At 51.4% G+C, this 19050-nt stretch carries 8 protein-coding genes and 2 pseudogenes; all 10 read left to right on the forward strand.

The features are described 5' to 3' along the window. The first annotated feature begins 218 nt into the window (after positions 1-218). Entirely contained in the window at positions 219-1232 is a 1014-nt protein-coding gene (rodZ, locus tag ACK8NJ_RS06240; RefSeq protein ID WP_001090850.1) for a cytoskeleton protein RodZ, read from the forward strand. Between the two features lie 26 nt (positions 1233-1258). Beyond that, positions 1259-2377 carry a flavodoxin-dependent (E)-4-hydroxy-3-methylbut-2-enyl-diphosphate synthase gene (gene ispG / locus ACK8NJ_RS06245; RefSeq protein WP_000551813.1) on the forward strand — a complete coding sequence of 373 codons (1119 nt, stop codon included), beginning with the start codon at positions 1259-1261 and terminating at the stop codon, positions 2375-2377. A 110-nt stretch (positions 2378-2487) separates the two neighbouring features. Then, complete coding sequence (gene hisS, locus ACK8NJ_RS06250) at positions 2488-3762, forward strand: histidine--tRNA ligase (RefSeq protein ID WP_001107167.1); 1275 nt, start codon at positions 2488-2490, stop codon at positions 3760-3762. 17 nt (positions 3763-3779) lie between these two features. Further along, complete coding sequence (yfgM, locus tag ACK8NJ_RS06255) at positions 3780-4400, forward strand: ancillary SecYEG translocon subunit YfgM (RefSeq protein WP_000409205.1); 621 nt, start codon at positions 3780-3782, stop codon at positions 4398-4400. 10 nt (positions 4401-4410) lie between these two features. Beyond that, positions 4411-5589, forward strand: coding sequence for an outer membrane protein assembly factor BamB (bamB, locus tag ACK8NJ_RS06260; protein ID WP_001177048.1), 1179 nt, complete (start codon positions 4411-4413; stop codon positions 5587-5589). A gap of 117 nt (positions 5590-5706) precedes the next feature. Further along, complete coding sequence (gene der, locus ACK8NJ_RS06265) at positions 5707-7179, forward strand: ribosome biogenesis GTPase Der (protein WP_001309661.1); 1473 nt, start codon at positions 5707-5709, stop codon at positions 7177-7179. A gap of 62 nt (positions 7180-7241) precedes the next feature. Further along, complete coding sequence (locus ACK8NJ_RS06270; protein ID WP_001196896.1) at positions 7242-7457, forward strand: zinc ribbon domain-containing protein; 216 nt, start codon at positions 7242-7244, stop codon at positions 7455-7457. A gap of 209 nt (positions 7458-7666) precedes the next feature. Continuing rightward, positions 7667-9843: pseudogene (gene sinH / locus ACK8NJ_RS06275) on the forward strand (intimin-like inverse autotransporter SinH). A gap of 54 nt (positions 9844-9897) precedes the next feature. Beyond that, on the forward strand, positions 9898-10875 hold the full coding sequence (locus tag ACK8NJ_RS06280) for a SinI family autotransporter-associated protein (RefSeq protein WP_000806622.1): 978 nt from the start codon (positions 9898-9900) through the stop codon (positions 10873-10875). Positions 10876-10995: 120 nt separating this feature from the next. Then, positions 10996-19038, forward strand: a pseudogene (locus ACK8NJ_RS06285) (adhesion domain-containing protein). Positions 19039-19050 lie beyond the last annotated feature (12 nt).

The raw sequence follows: 19050 nt of genomic DNA on the forward strand, positions 1-19050 counted from the left end.
CAATTGTCTGGTCAATATTAACGGTGCGTTTTTGCTGACTTTAAGGCAGTATGTAACGATGCAACAGTAAGTTAGCCTTAGTGAATGTGGGCTTTGTCACGAGCACACAGACGGTCTTATACTGTATGATAACGGTTAACTTAACGGATGTTTCGCGGTGTGGGTGAGCATGATGGTTCACCGGCATCTCAATTCTCATTTAAACGTACCTGCAGCGAATGAATACTGAAGCCACGCACGACCAAAATGAAGCACTTACTACCGGCGCTCGCCTGCGTAATGCTCGCGAACAACTAGGACTTAGTCAGCAGGCCGTTGCCGAGCGACTTTGCCTGAAGGTTTCCACGGTACGCGACATTGAAGAAGATAAGGCACCCGCCGATCTTGCTTCAACATTCCTGCGCGGATATATCCGCTCTTATGCGCGTCTGGTACATATTCCAGAAGAAGAACTGCTGCCAGGGCTGGAAAAGCAGGCTCCACTTCGGGCTGCAAAAGTTGCGCCGATGCAGAGTTTTTCCCTCGGTAAACGCCGCAAAAAACGCGACGGCTGGCTGATGACCTTCACCTGGCTGGTGTTGTTTGTGGTTATCGGCCTGAGCGGTGCCTGGTGGTGGCAAGACCACAAAGCTCAGCAGGAAGAGATCACCACTATGGCCGATCAATCTTCGGCGGAATTGAGCAGTAATAGCGAGCAGGGGCAGAGTGTTCCGTTAAATACGTCGACAACTACAGACCCGGCTACAACGTCCACGCCGCCAGCGTCTGTGGATACTACCGCAACCAACACGCAAACACCTGCCGTAACTGCGCCAGCACCAGCTGTTGATCCGCAACAGAATGCGGTTGTTTCGCCTTCGCAGGCAAATGTTGATACCGCCGCGACCCCGGCACCAACGGCAACAACAACGCCAGATGGCGCTGCGCCGTTGCCAACCGATCAGGCAGGCGTGACTACGCCGGCGGCTGATCCGAATGCGCTGGTGATGAACTTTACTGCCGATTGCTGGCTGGAGGTCACTGATGCTACCGGTAAAAAATTGTTTAGCGGTATGCAACGTAAAGACGGTAATTTGAACTTAACCGGCCAGGCACCGTACAAACTGAAAATTGGTGCGCCAGCCGCAGTACAGATCCAGTATCAAGGGAAACCTGTCGATCTGAGTCGTTTTATCAGAACTAACCAGGTTGCGCGTCTGACCCTCAATGCCGAACAATCACCGGCGCAGTAACAGACGGGTAACGCGGGAGATTTTTCATGCATAACCAGGCTCCAATTCAACGTAGAAAATCAACACGTATTTACGTTGGGAATGTGCCGATTGGCGATGGTGCTCCCATCGCCGTACAGTCCATGACCAATACGCGCACGACAGACGTCGAAGCAACGGTCAATCAAATCAAGGCGTTGGAACGTGTTGGCGCTGATATCGTCCGTGTCTCAGTACCGACGATGGACGCGGCAGAAGCGTTCAAACTCATCAAACAGCAGGTTAACGTGCCGCTGGTGGCTGACATCCACTTCGACTATCGCATTGCGCTGAAAGTAGCGGAATACGGCGTCGATTGTCTGCGTATTAACCCTGGCAATATCGGTAATGAAGAGCGTATTCGCATGGTGGTTGACTGTGCGCGCGATAAAAACATTCCGATCCGTATTGGCGTTAACGCCGGATCGCTGGAAAAAGATCTGCAAGAAAAGTATGGCGAACCGACGCCGCAGGCGTTGCTGGAATCCGCCATGCGTCATGTTGATCATCTCGATCGCTTGAACTTCGAACAGTTCAAAGTCAGCGTGAAAGCGTCAGACGTCTTCCTCGCTGTTGAGTCTTATCGTTTGCTGGCAAAACAGATCGATCAGCCGCTGCATCTGGGGATCACCGAAGCGGGTGGTGCGCGCAGCGGGGCGGTTAAATCCGCCATTGGTTTAGGTCTGCTGCTGTCTGAAGGCATCGGCGACACGCTGCGCGTATCGCTGGCGGCCGATCCGGTTGAAGAGATCAAAGTCGGTTTCGATATTTTGAAATCGCTGCGTATCCGTTCGCGCGGGATCAACTTCATCGCCTGCCCAACCTGTTCGCGTCAGGAGTTTGATGTTATCGGTACGGTTAACGCGCTGGAGCAACGCCTGGAAGATATCATCACTCCGATGGACGTTTCGATTATCGGCTGTGTGGTGAATGGCCCAGGTGAGGCGCTGGTTTCTACACTCGGCGTCACCGGCGGTAACAAGAAAAGCGGCCTCTATGAAGATGGCGTGCGCAAAGACCGTCTGGACAACAACGATATGATCGACCAGCTGGAAGCACGCATTCGTGCGAAAGCCAGTCAGCTGGACGAAGCGCGTCGAATTGACGTTCAGCAGGTTGAAAAATAATAACGTGATGGGAAGCGCCTCGCTTCCCGTGTATGATTGAACCCGCATGGCTCCCGAAACATTGAGGGAAGCGTTGAGGGTTCATTTTTATATTCAGAAAGAGAATAAACGTGGCAAAAAACATTCAAGCCATTCGCGGCATGAACGATTACCTGCCTGGCGAAACGGCCATCTGGCAGCGCATTGAAGGCACACTGAAAAACGTGCTCGGCAGCTACGGTTACAGTGAAATCCGCTTGCCGATTGTAGAGCAGACCCCGCTATTCAAACGTGCGATTGGTGAAGTCACCGACGTGGTTGAAAAAGAGATGTACACCTTTGAGGATCGCAATGGCGACAGCCTGACTCTGCGCCCTGAAGGGACGGCGGGCTGTGTACGCGCCGGCATCGAGCATGGTCTTCTGTACAATCAGGAACAGCGTCTGTGGTATATCGGGCCGATGTTCCGTCACGAGCGTCCGCAGAAAGGACGTTATCGTCAGTTCCATCAGTTGGGCTGCGAAGTTTTCGGTCTGCAAGGTCCGGATATCGACGCTGAACTGATTATGCTCACTGCCCGCTGGTGGCGCGCGCTGGGTATTTCCGAGCACGTAACACTTGAGCTGAACTCTATCGGTTCGCTGGAAGCTCGTGCGAATTACCGCGATGCGCTGGTGGCATTCCTTGAGCAGCATAAAGAAAAGCTGGACGAAGACTGCAAACGCCGCATGTACACTAACCCGCTGCGCGTGCTGGATTCAAAAAATCCGGAGGTGCAGGCGCTTCTCAACGACGCTCCGGCATTAGGCGATTATCTGGACGAGGAATCTCGTGAGCATTTTGCCGGTCTGTGCAAACTGCTTGAGAGCGCGGGGATCGCTTACACCGTCAACCAGCGTCTGGTGCGTGGTCTGGATTACTATAACCGTACCGTTTTCGAGTGGGTGACTAACAGCCTCGGTTCCCAGGGCACCGTGTGTGCAGGCGGTCGTTATGACGGTCTGGTGGAACAACTGGGTGGTCGTGCTACACCGGCAGTCGGTTTTGCGATGGGCCTCGAACGTCTTGTATTGTTAGTTCAGGCCGTTAATCCGGAATTTAAGGCCGATCCTGTTGTCGATATATACCTGGTGGCTTCAGGTGCTGATACACAATCTGCGGCTATGGCATTAGCAGAGCGTCTGCGTGATGAATTACCGGGCGTGAAACTGATGACCAACCACGGCGGCGGCAACTTTAAGAAACAGTTTGCCCGTGCTGATAAATGGGGTGCCCGCGTTGCTGTGGTGCTGGGTGAGTCTGAAGTGGCTAACGGCACAGCAGTAGTGAAGGATTTGCGCTCTGGTGAGCAAACGGCAGTTGCGCAGGATAGCGTAGCCGCGCATTTGCGCACGTTACTGGGTTAAGGAAGGAGAAGGACAGCGTGGAAATTTACGAGAACGAAAACGACCAGGTTGAAGCGGTTAAACGCTTTTTTGCTGAAAATGGCAAAGCACTGGCTGTTGGGGTGATTTTGGGCGTTGGGGCACTGATTGGCTGGCGCTACTGGAACAGCCATCAGGTTGATTCTGCACGCTCCGCTTCTCTTGCCTATCAAAATGCGGTTACCGCAGTGAGCGAAGGCAAACCGGATAGCATTCCGGCGGCGGAAAAATTTGCTGCTGAAAATAAAAATACTTATGGTGCGCTGGCTTCTTTGGAACTTGCGCAGCAATTTGTTGACAAAAATGAACTAGAGAAAGCTGCCGCCCAGTTACAACAGGGGCTGGCAGACACGAGCGATGAAAATCTCAAAGCCGTGATAAATCTGCGTCTTGCTCGCGTTCAGGTACAGCTCAAGCAGGCTGATGCCGCGCTGAAAACCCTTGATACCATCAAAGGTGAAGGGTGGGCTGCCATTGTTGCCGACCTGCGTGGTGAAGCATTGCTGAGCAAAGGTGATAAGCAAGGTGCGCGTAGTGCATGGGAAGCAGGCGTGAAAAGCGATGTTACTCCGGCACTGAGCGAAATGATGCAGATGAAAATTAATAATTTGTCCATCTGAGAGGGACCCGATGCAATTGCGTAAATTACTGCTGCCAGGACTGCTTTCCGTTACCCTTTTAAGCGGCTGTTCGCTGTTTAACAGCGAAGAAGATGTGGTAAAGATGTCCCCATTGCCAACCGTTGAAAACCAGTTTACGCCGACCACGGCGTGGAGCACTTCCGTTGGTAGCGGCATTGGCAACTTCTATTCCAATCTTCATCCGGCACTGGCGGACAACGTTGTCTATGCAGCGGACCGCGCTGGTTTAGTAAAAGCGCTGAATGCGGATGATGGCAAAGAAATCTGGTCTGTCAGCCTGGCCGAGAAAGATGGCTGGTTCTCTAAAGAGCCTGCATTACTTTCTGGCGGCGTGACCGTGTCTGGCGGGCATGTCTACATTGGCAGTGAAAAGGCGCAGGTTTACGCGCTGAATACCAGCGATGGTACTGTGGCATGGCAAACTAAAGTCGCGGGTGAAGCTCTTTCTCGCCCGGTGGTCAGCGACGGTCTGGTGTTAATCCACACCAGTAACGGTCAGTTACAAGCGCTGAACGAAGCTGACGGCGCTGTCAAATGGACAGTTAACCTCGATATGCCTTCGCTCTCTTTGCGTGGCGAGTCTGCGCCGGCAACGGCTTTTGGTGCGGCTGTCGTGGGTGGCGATAATGGTCGCGTCAGCGCAGTGCTGATGGAACAGGGCCAGATGATTTGGCAGCAGCGTATTTCCCAGGCGACCGGTTCTACCGAAATTGACCGTCTGAGCGATGTTGACACGACTCCCGTCGTTGTTAACGGCGTTGTTTTCGCGCTGGCCTATAATGGTAACCTGACGGCGCTTGATCTGCGCAGTGGTCAGATTATGTGGAAACGCGAACTGGGTTCGGTGAATGATTTCATCGTCGACGGCAATCGCATCTATCTGGTCGATCAAAATGACCGGGTGATGGCGTTGACCATTGATGGCGGCGTTACGCTGTGGACACAAAGCGATCTGTTGCATCGCCTGCTGACTTCTCCGGTGCTGTATAATGGCAACCTGGTGGTAGGTGACAGTGAAGGTTATCTGCACTGGATTAACGTCGAAGATGGTCGTTTCGTTGCCCAGCAAAAAGTTGATAGTTCCGGTTTCCAGACTGAACCGGTTGCCGCTGACGGCAAACTGCTGATCCAGGCAAAAGACGGAACCGTGTACTCTATTACACGTTAATCGTCTCTGTCGTTCACTTTGAAAACGGCTCCTGGACAGGGGCCGTTTTCCTGTTTTTAACAACGACACGAATATAGCGTGCGTTGTCTGATGATTTATAAAAATGAGGCTTTAAACATGGTACCTGTGGTCGCGCTTGTCGGGCGCCCTAACGTAGGAAAATCCACGTTATTTAACCGTCTAACTCGCACCCGAGATGCGCTGGTTGCGGATTTCCCGGGTCTGACTCGTGACCGTAAGTACGGTCGTGCAGAAATTGAAGGCCGTGAGTTTATCTGCATTGATACCGGCGGGATTGATGGCACAGAAGACGGTGTAGAAACCCGCATGGCGGAACAGTCGCTGCTGGCGATTGAAGAAGCGGACGTCGTACTGTTTATGGTGGATGCGCGCGCGGGCCTGATGCCGGCGGATGAAGCGATTGCTAAACATCTGCGCTCCCGTGAAAAACCGACCTTCCTGGTGGCAAACAAAACTGACGGTCTGGATCCCGATCAGGCAGTGGTTGATTTCTACTCGCTTGGTTTAGGGGAAATCTACCCGATCGCCGCGTCTCACGGTCGTGGCGTATTAAGTCTGCTGGAGCACGTGCTGCTGCCGTGGATGGAAGATCTCGCACCGCAAGAAGAAGTCGACGAAGACGCTGAATACTGGGCGCAATTTGAAGCAGAAGAAAACGGCGAAGAAGAAGAGGAAGATGACTTCGACCCGCAAAGTCTGCCGATCAAACTGGCGATTGTGGGTCGTCCGAACGTAGGTAAGTCTACACTCACTAACCGTATTCTTGGTGAAGAGCGCGTTGTTGTTTACGACATGCCTGGCACGACGCGTGACAGCATCTACATTCCAATGGAGCGCGATGGACGTGAGTATGTACTCATTGACACCGCTGGCGTACGTAAACGCGGCAAAATCACCGATGCTGTAGAGAAATTCTCGGTAATCAAAACGTTGCAGGCCATTGAAGATGCCAACGTGGTGATGTTGGTGATTGACGCCCGCGAAGGTATTTCCGATCAGGATCTCTCGCTGCTGGGCTTTATTCTCAATAGTGGGCGCTCACTTGTCATTGTGGTGAATAAGTGGGATGGCCTGAGCCAGGAAGTGAAAGAGCAGGTGAAAGAAACGCTGGACTTCCGTCTGGGCTTTATCGATTTTGCTCGTGTGCACTTTATCTCTGCCTTGCACGGCAGTGGTGTTGGTAACTTGTTTGAATCAGTGCGTGAAGCGTATGACAGCTCCACCCGTCGTGTGGGGACCTCTATGCTGACGCGCATCATGACGATGGCTGTTGAAGATCACCAACCGCCGTTGGTACGCGGTCGTCGTGTGAAGCTGAAATATGCCCACGCTGGTGGTTATAACCCGCCGATTGTGGTGATTCACGGTAACCAGGTGAAAGACCTGCCTGATTCCTACAAGCGTTACTTGATGAACTACTTCCGCAAATCGCTGGACGTAATGGGATCGCCGATTCGTATTCAGTTCAAAGAAGGGGAAAACCCGTATGCGAACAAGCGTAATACCCTGACGCCAACCCAGATGCGCAAGCGTAAGCGCCTGATGAAGCATATCAAGAAAAGTAAGTAATCACTTATCTGGTTTCCCTTTCCACACGGAAAGGGAAACCGAATAACGCGCGAGGAGTATTTATGGCACTCAACTGTCCAACCTGCAAAACCCCTCTCGAACGCAATGGCGAGACTGCCCACTGTGCAACTTGCGACAAAGACTTTACCGTCCAGGCACTTTGCCCTGAGTGTCATCAGCCGTTACAAGTGTTAAAAGCTTGTGGTGCTGTGGATTATTTCTGCCAACATGGGCACGGTTTAATATCTAAAAAACGCGTTGAATTTGTTATTGCTTAATATCATGTGAATATATTGTTTTATCATTTTTATTTAATATGTGAATGGTAAAACAATCTGTTATTAGTGGAATAACTAATGTAATTGAGTGAAATCACTAATTTAAATAATTAAGAATATATTTATTCTTTATGACATGCCTTTCTGAATAATCAGGGATACAATATTAAAGCTTATTTTTGACTGTATCATTGTCACAGGGAAAGTGCATGCTGCGATGGAAACGCTGTATTATGCTAACATTTATCTCTGGTGCTGCTTTCGCGGCACCAGAGATAAATGTTAAGCAAAACGAATCGTTACCTGATTTAGGTAGCCAGGCAGCACAGCAGGATGAACAAACCAACAAGGGTAAATCGCTGAAAGAGCGCGGAGCCGATTACGTCATCAACTCCGCCACGCAAGGGTTTGAAAACTTGACCCCTGAGGCGCTGGAATCTCAGGCCAGAAGCTATCTGCAAAGTCAAATCACCTCAACCGCACAATCTTATATTGAAGACACACTCTCTCCCTACGGTAAGGTCCGTTCGAACTTCTCCATTGGCCAGGACGGCGATCTGGATGGCAGCTCCATCGATTATTTTGTTCCCTGGTACGATAATCAAACCACTGTTTATTTCAGTCAATTTTCTGCGCAACGAAAAGAAGATCGTACAACCGGGAATATTGGTCTTGGGGTAAGACATAATTTTGATGAATGGTTATTGGGCGGAAATATATTTTATGATTATGATTTTACCCGAGGACATCGCCGTTTAGGTTTAGGCGGCGAAGCGTGGACTGATTATTTAAAATTCTCTGGCAACTATTATCATCCGCTTTCTGACTGGAAAGACTCTGAAGATTTCGACTTTTATGAAGAACGACCTGCGCGCGGCTGGGATATTCGTGCCGAAGCCTGGTTACCTTCTTATCCGCAACTGGGGGGCAAAGTTGTCTTCGAGCAATATTACGGCGATGAAGTCGCCCTTTTTGGTACGGATAATTTGGAGAAAGATCCCTACGCGGTAACACTTGGACTGAATTATCAACCGGTGCCATTACTAACCGTTGGGGCGGACTATAAAGCGGGGACCGGAGATAACAGCGATGTCAGCATTAATGCCACTCTTAATTATCAGTTCGGCGTTCCGCTAAAAGATCAATTGGATAGCGATAAAGTGAAAGCGGCTCACTCGTTGATGGGCAGTCGTCATGATTTTGTTGAGCGTAATAACTTTATTGTTCTGGAATACAAAGAAAAAGATCCGCTTGATGTCACCCTGTGGTTAAAAGCGGATGCCACCAACGAGCACCCTGAGTGCGTCATTAAGGACACTCCCGAAGCGGCCGTCGGGCTGGAAAAATGTAAGTGGACCATTAACGCGCTTATCAACCACCACTACAAAATTGTCGCTGCGTCATGGCAGGCGAAAAACAATGCTGCCCGCACGTTGGTTATGCCGGTTATCAAAGAGAATACCCTGACAGAGGGTAACAATAACCACTGGAACCTGGTGCTGCCCGCCTGGCAGTACAGCTCTGACAAAGCCGAACAAGAAAAACTCAATACCTGGCGAGTACGTCTGGCACTGGAAGATGAAAAGGGCAACCGACAGAACTCTGGCGTGGTGGAAATCACCGTTCAGCAGGACCGTAAAATAGAGTTGATTGTTAATAACATCGCGAACGTGCCGGAAGAGAACAACCACAGCCACGAAGCCAGCGCTCAGGCAGATGGCGTTGATGGTGTGGTGATGGATCTCGATGTAACCGACAGCTTTGGCGATAACACCGACCGCAATGGCGATGCGCTGCCGGAAGATAACCTCACGCCGCAGCTTTACGACGCGCAGGACAAACGAGTGACGTTAACCAACAAGCCTTGCTCGACCGACAACCCCTGCGTTTTTATCGCTAAACAAGATAAAGAAAAGGGCACTGTCACCCTCTCCAGTACCTTACCCGGCACCTATCGCTGGAAAGCAAAAGCCGCGCCCTACGACGACAGTAACTATGTGGATGTCACTTTCCTCGGGGCAGAAATTGGTGGGCTAAATGCATTTATCTATCGTGTGGGGGCGGCTAAACCCAGCAACCTGATAGGTAAAGATAAAGAACCGCTGCCGCTCAACAACACTTATCGATTTGTTTTGTGGCGTGACAGCAATAAAGACGGTGTCTTCCAGCAGGTCGAAAAACTGACTGACGAAGAGATGGCGCAGTACGACTACAAGTGGGAATTTACCGGCAAGAGCATCAATGGTGAAGTGGGTGCACAGGCGAACACTTCCAATGAGGACATTGTGATTCCGGCCACTAACCGCGAAGCAGCCAAACCTATGGCGCACAAGCGGGAGATGGCTTGCAGGGATACGGTTTACGCGTGCTGTATACCAAAAAATAAGATTGGCGTAAGGCCAGTCGGCCAGTCGCTGAAGGTTCATTAAGGAGAGCATCAATGAAGCAGGATAAAAGACGCGGTCTGACCCGGATCGCATTGGCGCTGGCACTGGCAGGTTATTGTGTGGCACCTGTGGCGCTGGCGGAAGAAAGCGCCTGGGTCGACAGCGGCGAAACCAATATTTTCCAGGGAACCATTCCGTGGCTCTATTCGGAAGGGGGAAGCGCTACGACAGATGCCGACCATGTAACGTTGACTTCTGATCTAAAAGGCGCTCGCCCGACAGGTAGTGAAACGGACAAGCGTCTTTACTCGGGTGATAAATTAACCGTAAGTTGGGAAATTGGTGATACCGAAGGCGACGTGGATCTTGGGGGATTGGGCGATAACGCAAAGACTATCGATACTATCCGCTGGATGAGCTACAAGGACGCTCAGGGTAACGATCCAAAAGAGCTGGTAACGAAGGTGACCAGTTACACCCTTACCGATGCCGACCGTGGTCGTTATATCGGTATTGAAATTACGCCAACCACGCAGACCGGTACGCCAAACGTCGGGAATGCGCTGCATCTTTATGACATTTCCACTGCCAGCGGCGGCGGAAGCGACAGCGACAACGTTGCGCCAGGGCCGGTAGTTAACCAGAACCTGAAAGTCGCCATCTTTGTTGATGGTACCAGTATCAACCTTATCAACGGCAGCACGCCAATCGAACTTGGCAAAACCTACGTGGCCAAACTGTACTCGGATGAGAACAAAAACGGCAAGTTTGATGCGGGTACCGATGCTGACGTTACCGCCAATTATGACTTCCGTTGGGTACTTTCTGGCAGCAGCCAACAGCTCGGCACCTCGGGTGGTATCGTTAACTCAAGCTTCGATAATAACAATCTGGTCATCCCTGCGACCAACGAAGACGCCAGAACCAACCTTAACGGCCCTGCGCGCGATGGTAAAGAAGCTCTTACCATCCCGACCAACGGCGACGGGGTACAGGGGTACAAACTTCACATTATTTACAAACACAAATAATGCGTACTCAGCAGCATTCCCGCAAGGGAATGCTGTTTCCGCATATTTTGCTTAATCCCGGATTAAGCAAAATATGTTGATGCGACAAGCGTCCGTTTAACAACCGGTGGAGTTTCTGTCATGTCCCTGACCCTGAATAAAATCCTTGTGTTATGCGCATTGCTGATAAGCGCAATGCTGCCTGGGTGGTCATGGGCAGAATCTGCATGGCAAGACTCTTCAGATACGGTCGGCGAATTTAACGGTACCGTGCCCACCGCCGACAGTGCCAGCATACCCGTCTACCAGGGCAGTGTCTTTCTGGATCCTGCAAAGACGCATGAGGTAGCGTTTACCGCTAAACCGAGTGAATTCAGCGCGGATATTAGCGTCTCTAAATTGCTCGTCACCAATCCGCAAGACAGAGAAGGCGATATCATTTCCACCCCACGTTGGGAAAACCAAACGCCACCGACAGTATCTTTAGTTTGGGCGGATGCCGCGACGCCGGACACCTTACTGGACCCACAGCCAGTCGCAGATCGCTCGTTTTGCGCTCAGGGACTTGCCGGGCGTTCGCTGGTCGCCTGGGCGCAGCCTGATCCCCAACAGACCATGCCGCTGTTATATTTACTCACCTCGACGGGCTATCCCTATGAAAGTGTTCTGACGCTCGCCGATCAGAAAGTGACGCTGAAGATTGCTCCCGCGCAGGGTGACCTTATTTCCGTCAGCGCCGCGGGCTATGACGAATCCTCCGGTGCGGCGAAAACGACGGTTGGCGGCAGTATCACGTTAACGGTCACCACCAAAGATTGCGTCGGTAATGTTGTGGGGAATATTCCTTTTGTTATCAAACGCAAAGATGCTGAAAACCGCCAGGGTGTGGTGAACAATACTGCGCCGGTAAAACTGGGCACGACCGAATTAACCACCACCGCGACGGAATATCGTGGTACTACCGATGCGAATGGTGTTGCCACGGTTACGGTCACCCAGGCCAACGGCCCTGGTGTAAAAACGCCGTTGGTCGCGAGCCTTGCGGGTATTGCTCAGGCCAGTGAAACGGCAGTGATCTTTACCGTCCTCACCAGCCCGGATGTCCCGCAGGCTACAATGTGGGGTCATATGCCCGATACGCTGAAGGCCCGTGATTACACTTTTAGTCGACCAAAACTGGCGGCGGAAGTCGATAATGAAGACGGTACGGTTAACGATCACAATGAAACCTGGTCCACCTTTACCTGGAGCGGCGCGGATAAACATTGCGACATTTTGCCCGGAATGCGTCAGTTCGGTGCGCTGGCGACGGTGGTGCCAACGTCAGTGCAGGATGTGGCTGGTTGGCCGATGCAGGGTAATTTCTACTGGTCATCACTGGCGGGGATGAGTGGCCAGCACCATGCGGCGGATGTTTCGAACCGCAGCGAAGCGCAAAAACCAGACGATACGACGTTTATTGTGAGCTGTGTCGATAAAGAAGCGCCCGATGTTGAACCGAAGCTGGTACTGACGCCGGGCAGTTATGATTCGACGATAAAAGCGATGAAAGTAAAGGTGGGGGAAGAGGCTTCTTTACGCCTGACGATTACCGATAGCAAGAACAACGATCAGCCGCTGGCTTACTACTACTTTTCGCTGCATCTGGATGACGGTGTTAACCGTAAGAATCAAACTGACGCTGCGTGGGAGACGCACCCGGTACAAATTGATGGTGGCAGTAACGTTCGCAAAGTTGACGCCCATACCTATGAAGGGATCACTGATGCTAACGGAGAGGCCTCTCTGACGCTGACCCAGCCAGGCGGAGTGGGGGTGAAAACTCACATCACCGCGAAAATGCGCAGTGATTTTACCGCTTCGGATGAGAAAGACGTTATTTTTACGGTGATCACCAGCCCTGATTCCGACAAAGCGCGGATGTGGGGACATATGTTAGGCATTATTGAAGCGAATAATATCTTTAAACGCCCACGGCTGGCGGATGAAACCGACAACGAACTGGGAGCAGTGCGGGAAAATAACGAAGACTGGGCGCTGTTTGATCAGAATAGCAGTATGCAGGCTGAGTGTGGTTTAGGTCATATTCCGAGCCAAAGCTCATTGCACAGTTTGTTTGCCGCACATCCAGCCAATGTCATCGGCACCGAATATGGCTGGCCAACGTTGCAAAAAGCGTATCTTAGTGCGGTGGAAGAGACGTCGCACGCGTCGGTGAACCTGGCCACGGGCAACATCGATACCTATTCCGGCTTTAAGCAAAACTACCTTTCTTGTTCGGGCAATGAGATGGTCGCCCAGATTGCCGCGACCACCGATCATGATGTTTCCACAAGCAGCAGAGCGCAGGCTAAAGTGGGTGAAACGATTACCATGACGGTACGCACCTTTAATGCCTTGAATAATGCGCCCGTGCCGTATACCGCGTTCACCATCACTAAAGATATGGGGAAAAATCGTCAGGGGCAGAGCACGGGTTTCGATGATCCAACCCGCGGCGCAATCGAGATGAATGGCACGCTCTACGGAACATCGCAACCGTCTTTAGTCTATGCAGGTACTACGGATGCGCAGGGTTTTGCTACTGTGGAAATTAAGCAACCGCAAGGTGTGGGCTTAGCGACGCCGCTGAATATTGCGCCTGTAAACTCCTATATTCCCAATACTGTTAAATACAATGTGATTTTCACTACGCTCACCAGTCCGGATGCGGTTGGCGCGCAGATGTGGGGGCATATGGATGAGACGATTACCGTCGATGCATTAACCTTTGCCCGACCCCGACTGGCTGCGGAAGTGTCCAGCCCGGACGGCACATTAACGGAAAATAACGAAGTGTGGTCGCGCGTTAGCCAGGCCAACACTTCCAGCACCAGTAAAGGTGGCTGTGGTGCCAATATGCTCCCACGCCGTTCCCAGCTTAACGCGCTCTATGAGGCTAACAGCGGTAACGCCGTTCAAACGGTACACGGTTGGCCAACGCAGCGTCAGCCCTACTGGAGCAGTTCGCCCGCGGATCAGGTGCCGCATTACTACACCATAGCCCTCAACGATGGCGCGCGGACCATTGGCGGTAGCACGGCGGTTTATGTCAGTTGCCTGACGACGGCTAACAATCCTGCCAGCAGCATTACGCTGGAAGTGGTGGACCCGGCGCAGTGGAACGCGGCAGCAAATGCGGCGAAGCTGAAAAAAGGCGAAACGCTACAGGTGAAGGTGACGGTAAAAGATGCTCAGGGCAATCCATTGGGTGATATGCCTTTTACGCTGAAGCGTGGCGATGGTTATACCCGATCAAACGAAAAACACATTGCCGGTAGCGGTGATGCGCTGGTTGCGCCGGTTGTGATCAATAGTGGCCTGGCGGATGAAACTTCGCTCAATGATACCGCCGCAGCATACAGCGCGATGACCGGTAGCGATGGCACTAAAATTCTCACTATTACCCGCCCGGATACCCATGGCACAAAAACGTCGCTGACCGCCGCGCTCTATTCAGACACAACGAAAAAAGCGACCCTCGATACCATTTTTACCGTTGTCACCAGCCCAGACAGCAATAAAGCGAAAATGTGGGGGCATATGCCGGAAACGGTGACGGCTGCGGATGGAACGGTCTTTAAACGCCCATTATTGTTGAAAGAGTTATCCAGTACGTCGGGTCGAACAGCGATTGCAGAAGATAATGAGGACTGGGCGCAATTTACCCAAACTCAGGCGACAAGCACATCCTCTAATGGTTGTGGTAGTGAATATGTTCCCTCTCAGGCCGGGCTGGAGTCATTGTATGAAGCCAACCGCGGCAATGCGATGAAAACGGTTCAGGGCTGGCCCGTCGCCTCAAGTTACCTTACCAGCACGACAGGCAGCAGTAGTCTGGAACAGCGTGACTTCAAGGCCGTCAATCTCAGTTCAGGCACCAGTTCGATAATTCCATCGGCCACAAAAGAACTGCTTACCTGCCAGACGACGCCGATCGTCAAGGCTAGCCAAATCGTTCTTGAGGCTGCGGACCCCACAAAATTTGACAGTACGAATAATGTTGTCAAAGCGAAAAAAGGGGAAGAAGTCGTGGTTCGCGTGACCACTAAAGATTCGCAGGGTAACCCGGTGGGAAATACCGCGTTTACGCTTAAACGTAACCTTAGCGTCAATCGGGCAAATGCGTCTACAACGGTGACAGCAGGCGCGCTCATCGTGACGGATGCCTGGGGTAACACGCAGAGTAATTTTTCCTCAACAACAGCACTGATTTATGGCGTTACCGGCGCAGATGGTACGACAACACTTGCACTGAAACAGGACAATACCACGGGTTTAAAAACCGAACTGACCGCCATGCTGGATACAGATAATAACGTAAAATCAATGCTTCCGGTGGTCTTTACGGTGATAACCAGCCCCGATACCCCTAAAGCAAAATTCTGGGGGCATATGGCCGAAACGATGACCGGTGCAGGCGGGCTTATTTATAAAAGACCGTTATTGCAAGATGAGCTTTCCGTTACAACCAGTCGAAGCTCTTTTCAGGAAGATGGAGAGAGCTGGTCACTGTTCTCGCCGGACCAGTCGAACAACACATCTGTAAATGGTTGCGGTGCAGGATATGTCCCGATTGAAAGTGAGCTGGAGTCACTGTATGCCGATGAAGGTTACGTGCCAATACATGACGTTACGGGATGGCCTGTATCACGCGCCTATATCTCCAGTACGGTTGTTGCCTATTACACTCAAACATTTAATTTTAAAGCGGTTTCGTTAAAAACGGGTGATGGAACGGAGGTCATGTCAAGCAGTCTAGGACTGCTAAGTTGTCGGGCTACCCCAGTGGCGGTGACCAGCCACATTATTGTTGAAGCGAACGATGTGACACAATTTGTCAAAGTTGACGAAACCCTCAGCGCACTAAAACGGAAAAAAGGTGACGACGCGGTGATTCGCGTGGTGACAAAAGATGCGCAGGGAAATGTCGTACCAAATGTTCCGTTTATTCTCAAACGTGAAGGATCGACAAATCGCCAGAATGTACAGTTGTCGAACAGAACTATCACTGTAATCAACGCTGCGGGAACGTCGGCAAGAGTGGATACTCCATCAATCTCCCTTTATGCGGTGACAGGTGCAGACGGGACAGCCACGTTTACGGTAAAGCAGGATGATTCTATAGGCCTGGTAACCAATGTGTACGCTCAGGCCTATCAGTCGAGCCTGGAATCCAACAAATTACCCGTGATGTTTACCGTGATAACCAGCCCGGATACCCCCCTGGCAAGTTACTGGGGGCATATGGCGGAAACGTTCACTACGCGTTCTGGTACTGCCTTCAAACGCCCCTTACTCTCTGCTGAAAGAGCGTCGGGCCAGTCGTTTATAGAAGACAATGAAGAGTGGGCCGTGTTGAGATCGGCAACAAAGGGGGATATCGATAAAAGCGGGTGCGATGTACATTATCAACCACTGTTAAGCGAACTACAGGCATTGTACGACGAACACCCAAGTCGTGCGATAAAGACCGATCTGGGTATTCCGGTAAATAGCTACTGGTAGGCTTACGACATGGTGGCATATGCGGGTAACTGGTACGATCAATATATTTATCTGTTAAATGGATCAAGTGGAAGAGCGTCTTCAACCACCTCGGCATTAATGCTGTGCCTGGTAAACCCTCATCCAGAGGCGGCTTCTATTGAAATGACCTCAACGGCGGAGGATGCAACGAAAACGGCCAGCAATGATGGCAGGCCCAGCGCAACAGCGAAGAAGGGAGAGGTTATCCCGATGACTGTTACGGTGCGAGATAGCGCAGGCAATCCACTGCCAGGTGCCAGCTTTAACCTTAAACGAGGAACTGCGCTGAACCGCGCTAAAGCTGCGTACGATGCCTCTGCAGATGATCTTACCATCATACCTGTGGAACCTACTGGGGTAACGTCAATCTTGTATGGGGATGGGACGCAGGCTCTTCTGAAGACAGGGAGCGATGGTAAAGCTACGTTTGAGGTCAGCCAGAATAGCAGTTATGGGCTGTCAACGCCGCTCAGCGCAGAACTCATGCGCGATACCTCGAAAAGCGTCACGCTGGATGTCATTTTCACGGTGATAACCAGCCCGGATTCGCCAAAAGCGAAATACTGGGGCCATATGCCGGAAACGTTTACCAGTTCGGCAGGCGTGACCTTCAAGCGCCCATTACTGGCAGCGGAAGCGACTACGGGGAGCTTGGTAAACGGTAATAATGAGACATGGTCATATATATATAGTACTCAAAAAGCGACGGCAGATTGTTCGCTGGAATATCAACCGCGCCTCAGCGAATTGCAGGGGTTATATGACGATCACCCAAACGGGGCGTTAACGAAAGATCTGGGGTTGCCGATAGCGTCAGGAAACTGGTGGATTTATGAATTACTTAACTCCAATGGTAGCTCCTGGTATTACCAGGTCTTTAACCTAAGCACGGGACGAGCATCATCCGCACTCTCTCCGGTTGCTCTAATGCTCTGCCTGGCACAGCCTCACTCTAAGCCGTCAAGCGTTACCCTGACTTCAGTAGCATTTGATGAGACGAAAACCGCCAGTAACGGCGGCACACCTTCGGCATCGGCGAAAAAGGGCGAGACAATCCCGTTAGTCGTGACAGTAAAAGACCAAAATGGCAACCTGGTGAGTGGTGAGGGCGTGACGCTTCAGCGGGCGCAGGCGAAAAGTCGTTCAGGAATTAGGCCCTCATCGTCGGCAGATGATCTTATTGTAGATGTCGTCACACCGACAGCAACCCGTATTTCCTTTGCTCAGGATACGGCAAAATGGCTTGGTTTTACCGGCAGTGATGGCACAGTGACGTTCAATGTTACGCAAAACGCCACCACCGGCCTGGCAACGCCGTTTACGGTCTCGCTTGCACAAGATCCGCAGATCACGTCAAACCTGGACCTGATATTTACCGTGGTCACCAGCCCTGACGCCCAGGATGCCGACTACTGGGGTCATATGCCAGAAACGGTGACAGCGGCAAATGGAACCGTCTTTGAACGACCGAAATTGTGGAAGGAGCTGCCATCGACCTCCGGGGTAAATAAAACCAATAACAATAATGAGGACTGGCCCTATTTTTCGTCAACCACTAAAGCAAATGCCAGCCTCAGCCCTTGTGAGGAAGCCCGGCAACCGTTGCTCAGCGATATGAAGTCACTGTATCAACGTTATCCCAATAACACCCTTACGACGGAAACTGGCTGGTCAGTTTATTATTACTGGTGGGCGCAGGATAAGACTACAGATGGTAAAAATCAGTCGCTCAATATGAAAGATGGCACAACGACATTGAATGGTAATGCCGCTTATCAGGCGTGTCTGGTGTCTGCGCGCGCAACGGTTTCCAGCGTCACACTGACCTCAACAGCGTTTGATGCTGACAGCCAGGCGGCGAAAGTGAAAAAAGGCGAAGCCATGCCCGTTACCGTGACGGTGAAAGATAGCGCCGGGAATACTGTGCCGAATGTGGAATTTACTTTGAAACGCGGTGAGGCATCGCCGCGTAACGCTGGGGCAACGTTGTATGGTGATGTGGTGGCGATGGACGATCTCATCGTTCAGCCGTTATCTGGTTCGGCTGTTACGCTGAGTGAAAGCGGTAATACCATTAGTGGCATGACAGGCGCGGATGGGACGGCAAGTTTTACGCTCCGCCAGGATAATACCCCTGGTTATAAAACGCCACTGACGGTTACTCTGGCTAATTACGCTTCCGCGACAGACACGCTGAACGCTATTTTTACGGTACCAACCAGCCCGAATGTTTCCTCGGCGCACTTTTGGGGACATATGGCAGACACTGTAGTGGTGAATGGTAAATCGCTACATCGACCGTTGTTAACGACAGAATTGCCGTCCGGGGCTAATCCCGTATCCTCACCGATTATTAACTACGAAAACTGGGCTTCTGCACATATCATTGATGCCAGTAAATGGGATATTGCAAGGCAGTGTGGCAGCATAGAAAATGCACCGACATACAATGAATTAGAGTTGTTGCACACTGTTTTTAATTCACTGGGATGGCCGTCTTCACCAAGTTTTCCTTATTTGTCCTCTCAACAGTGTGGAATGGACGAAGGCACTGGAGCACAGGATTGTAGTATCACGCTAATGAATAAACCGGGTCTGGTGACCTGCTTCCAGTAACCAGCATGGCGC

It is taken from the genome of Escherichia sp. F1 (assembly GCF_046764225.1).
In the GTDB taxonomy this organism is placed as follows: domain Bacteria; phylum Pseudomonadota; class Gammaproteobacteria; order Enterobacterales; family Enterobacteriaceae; genus Escherichia; species Escherichia coli.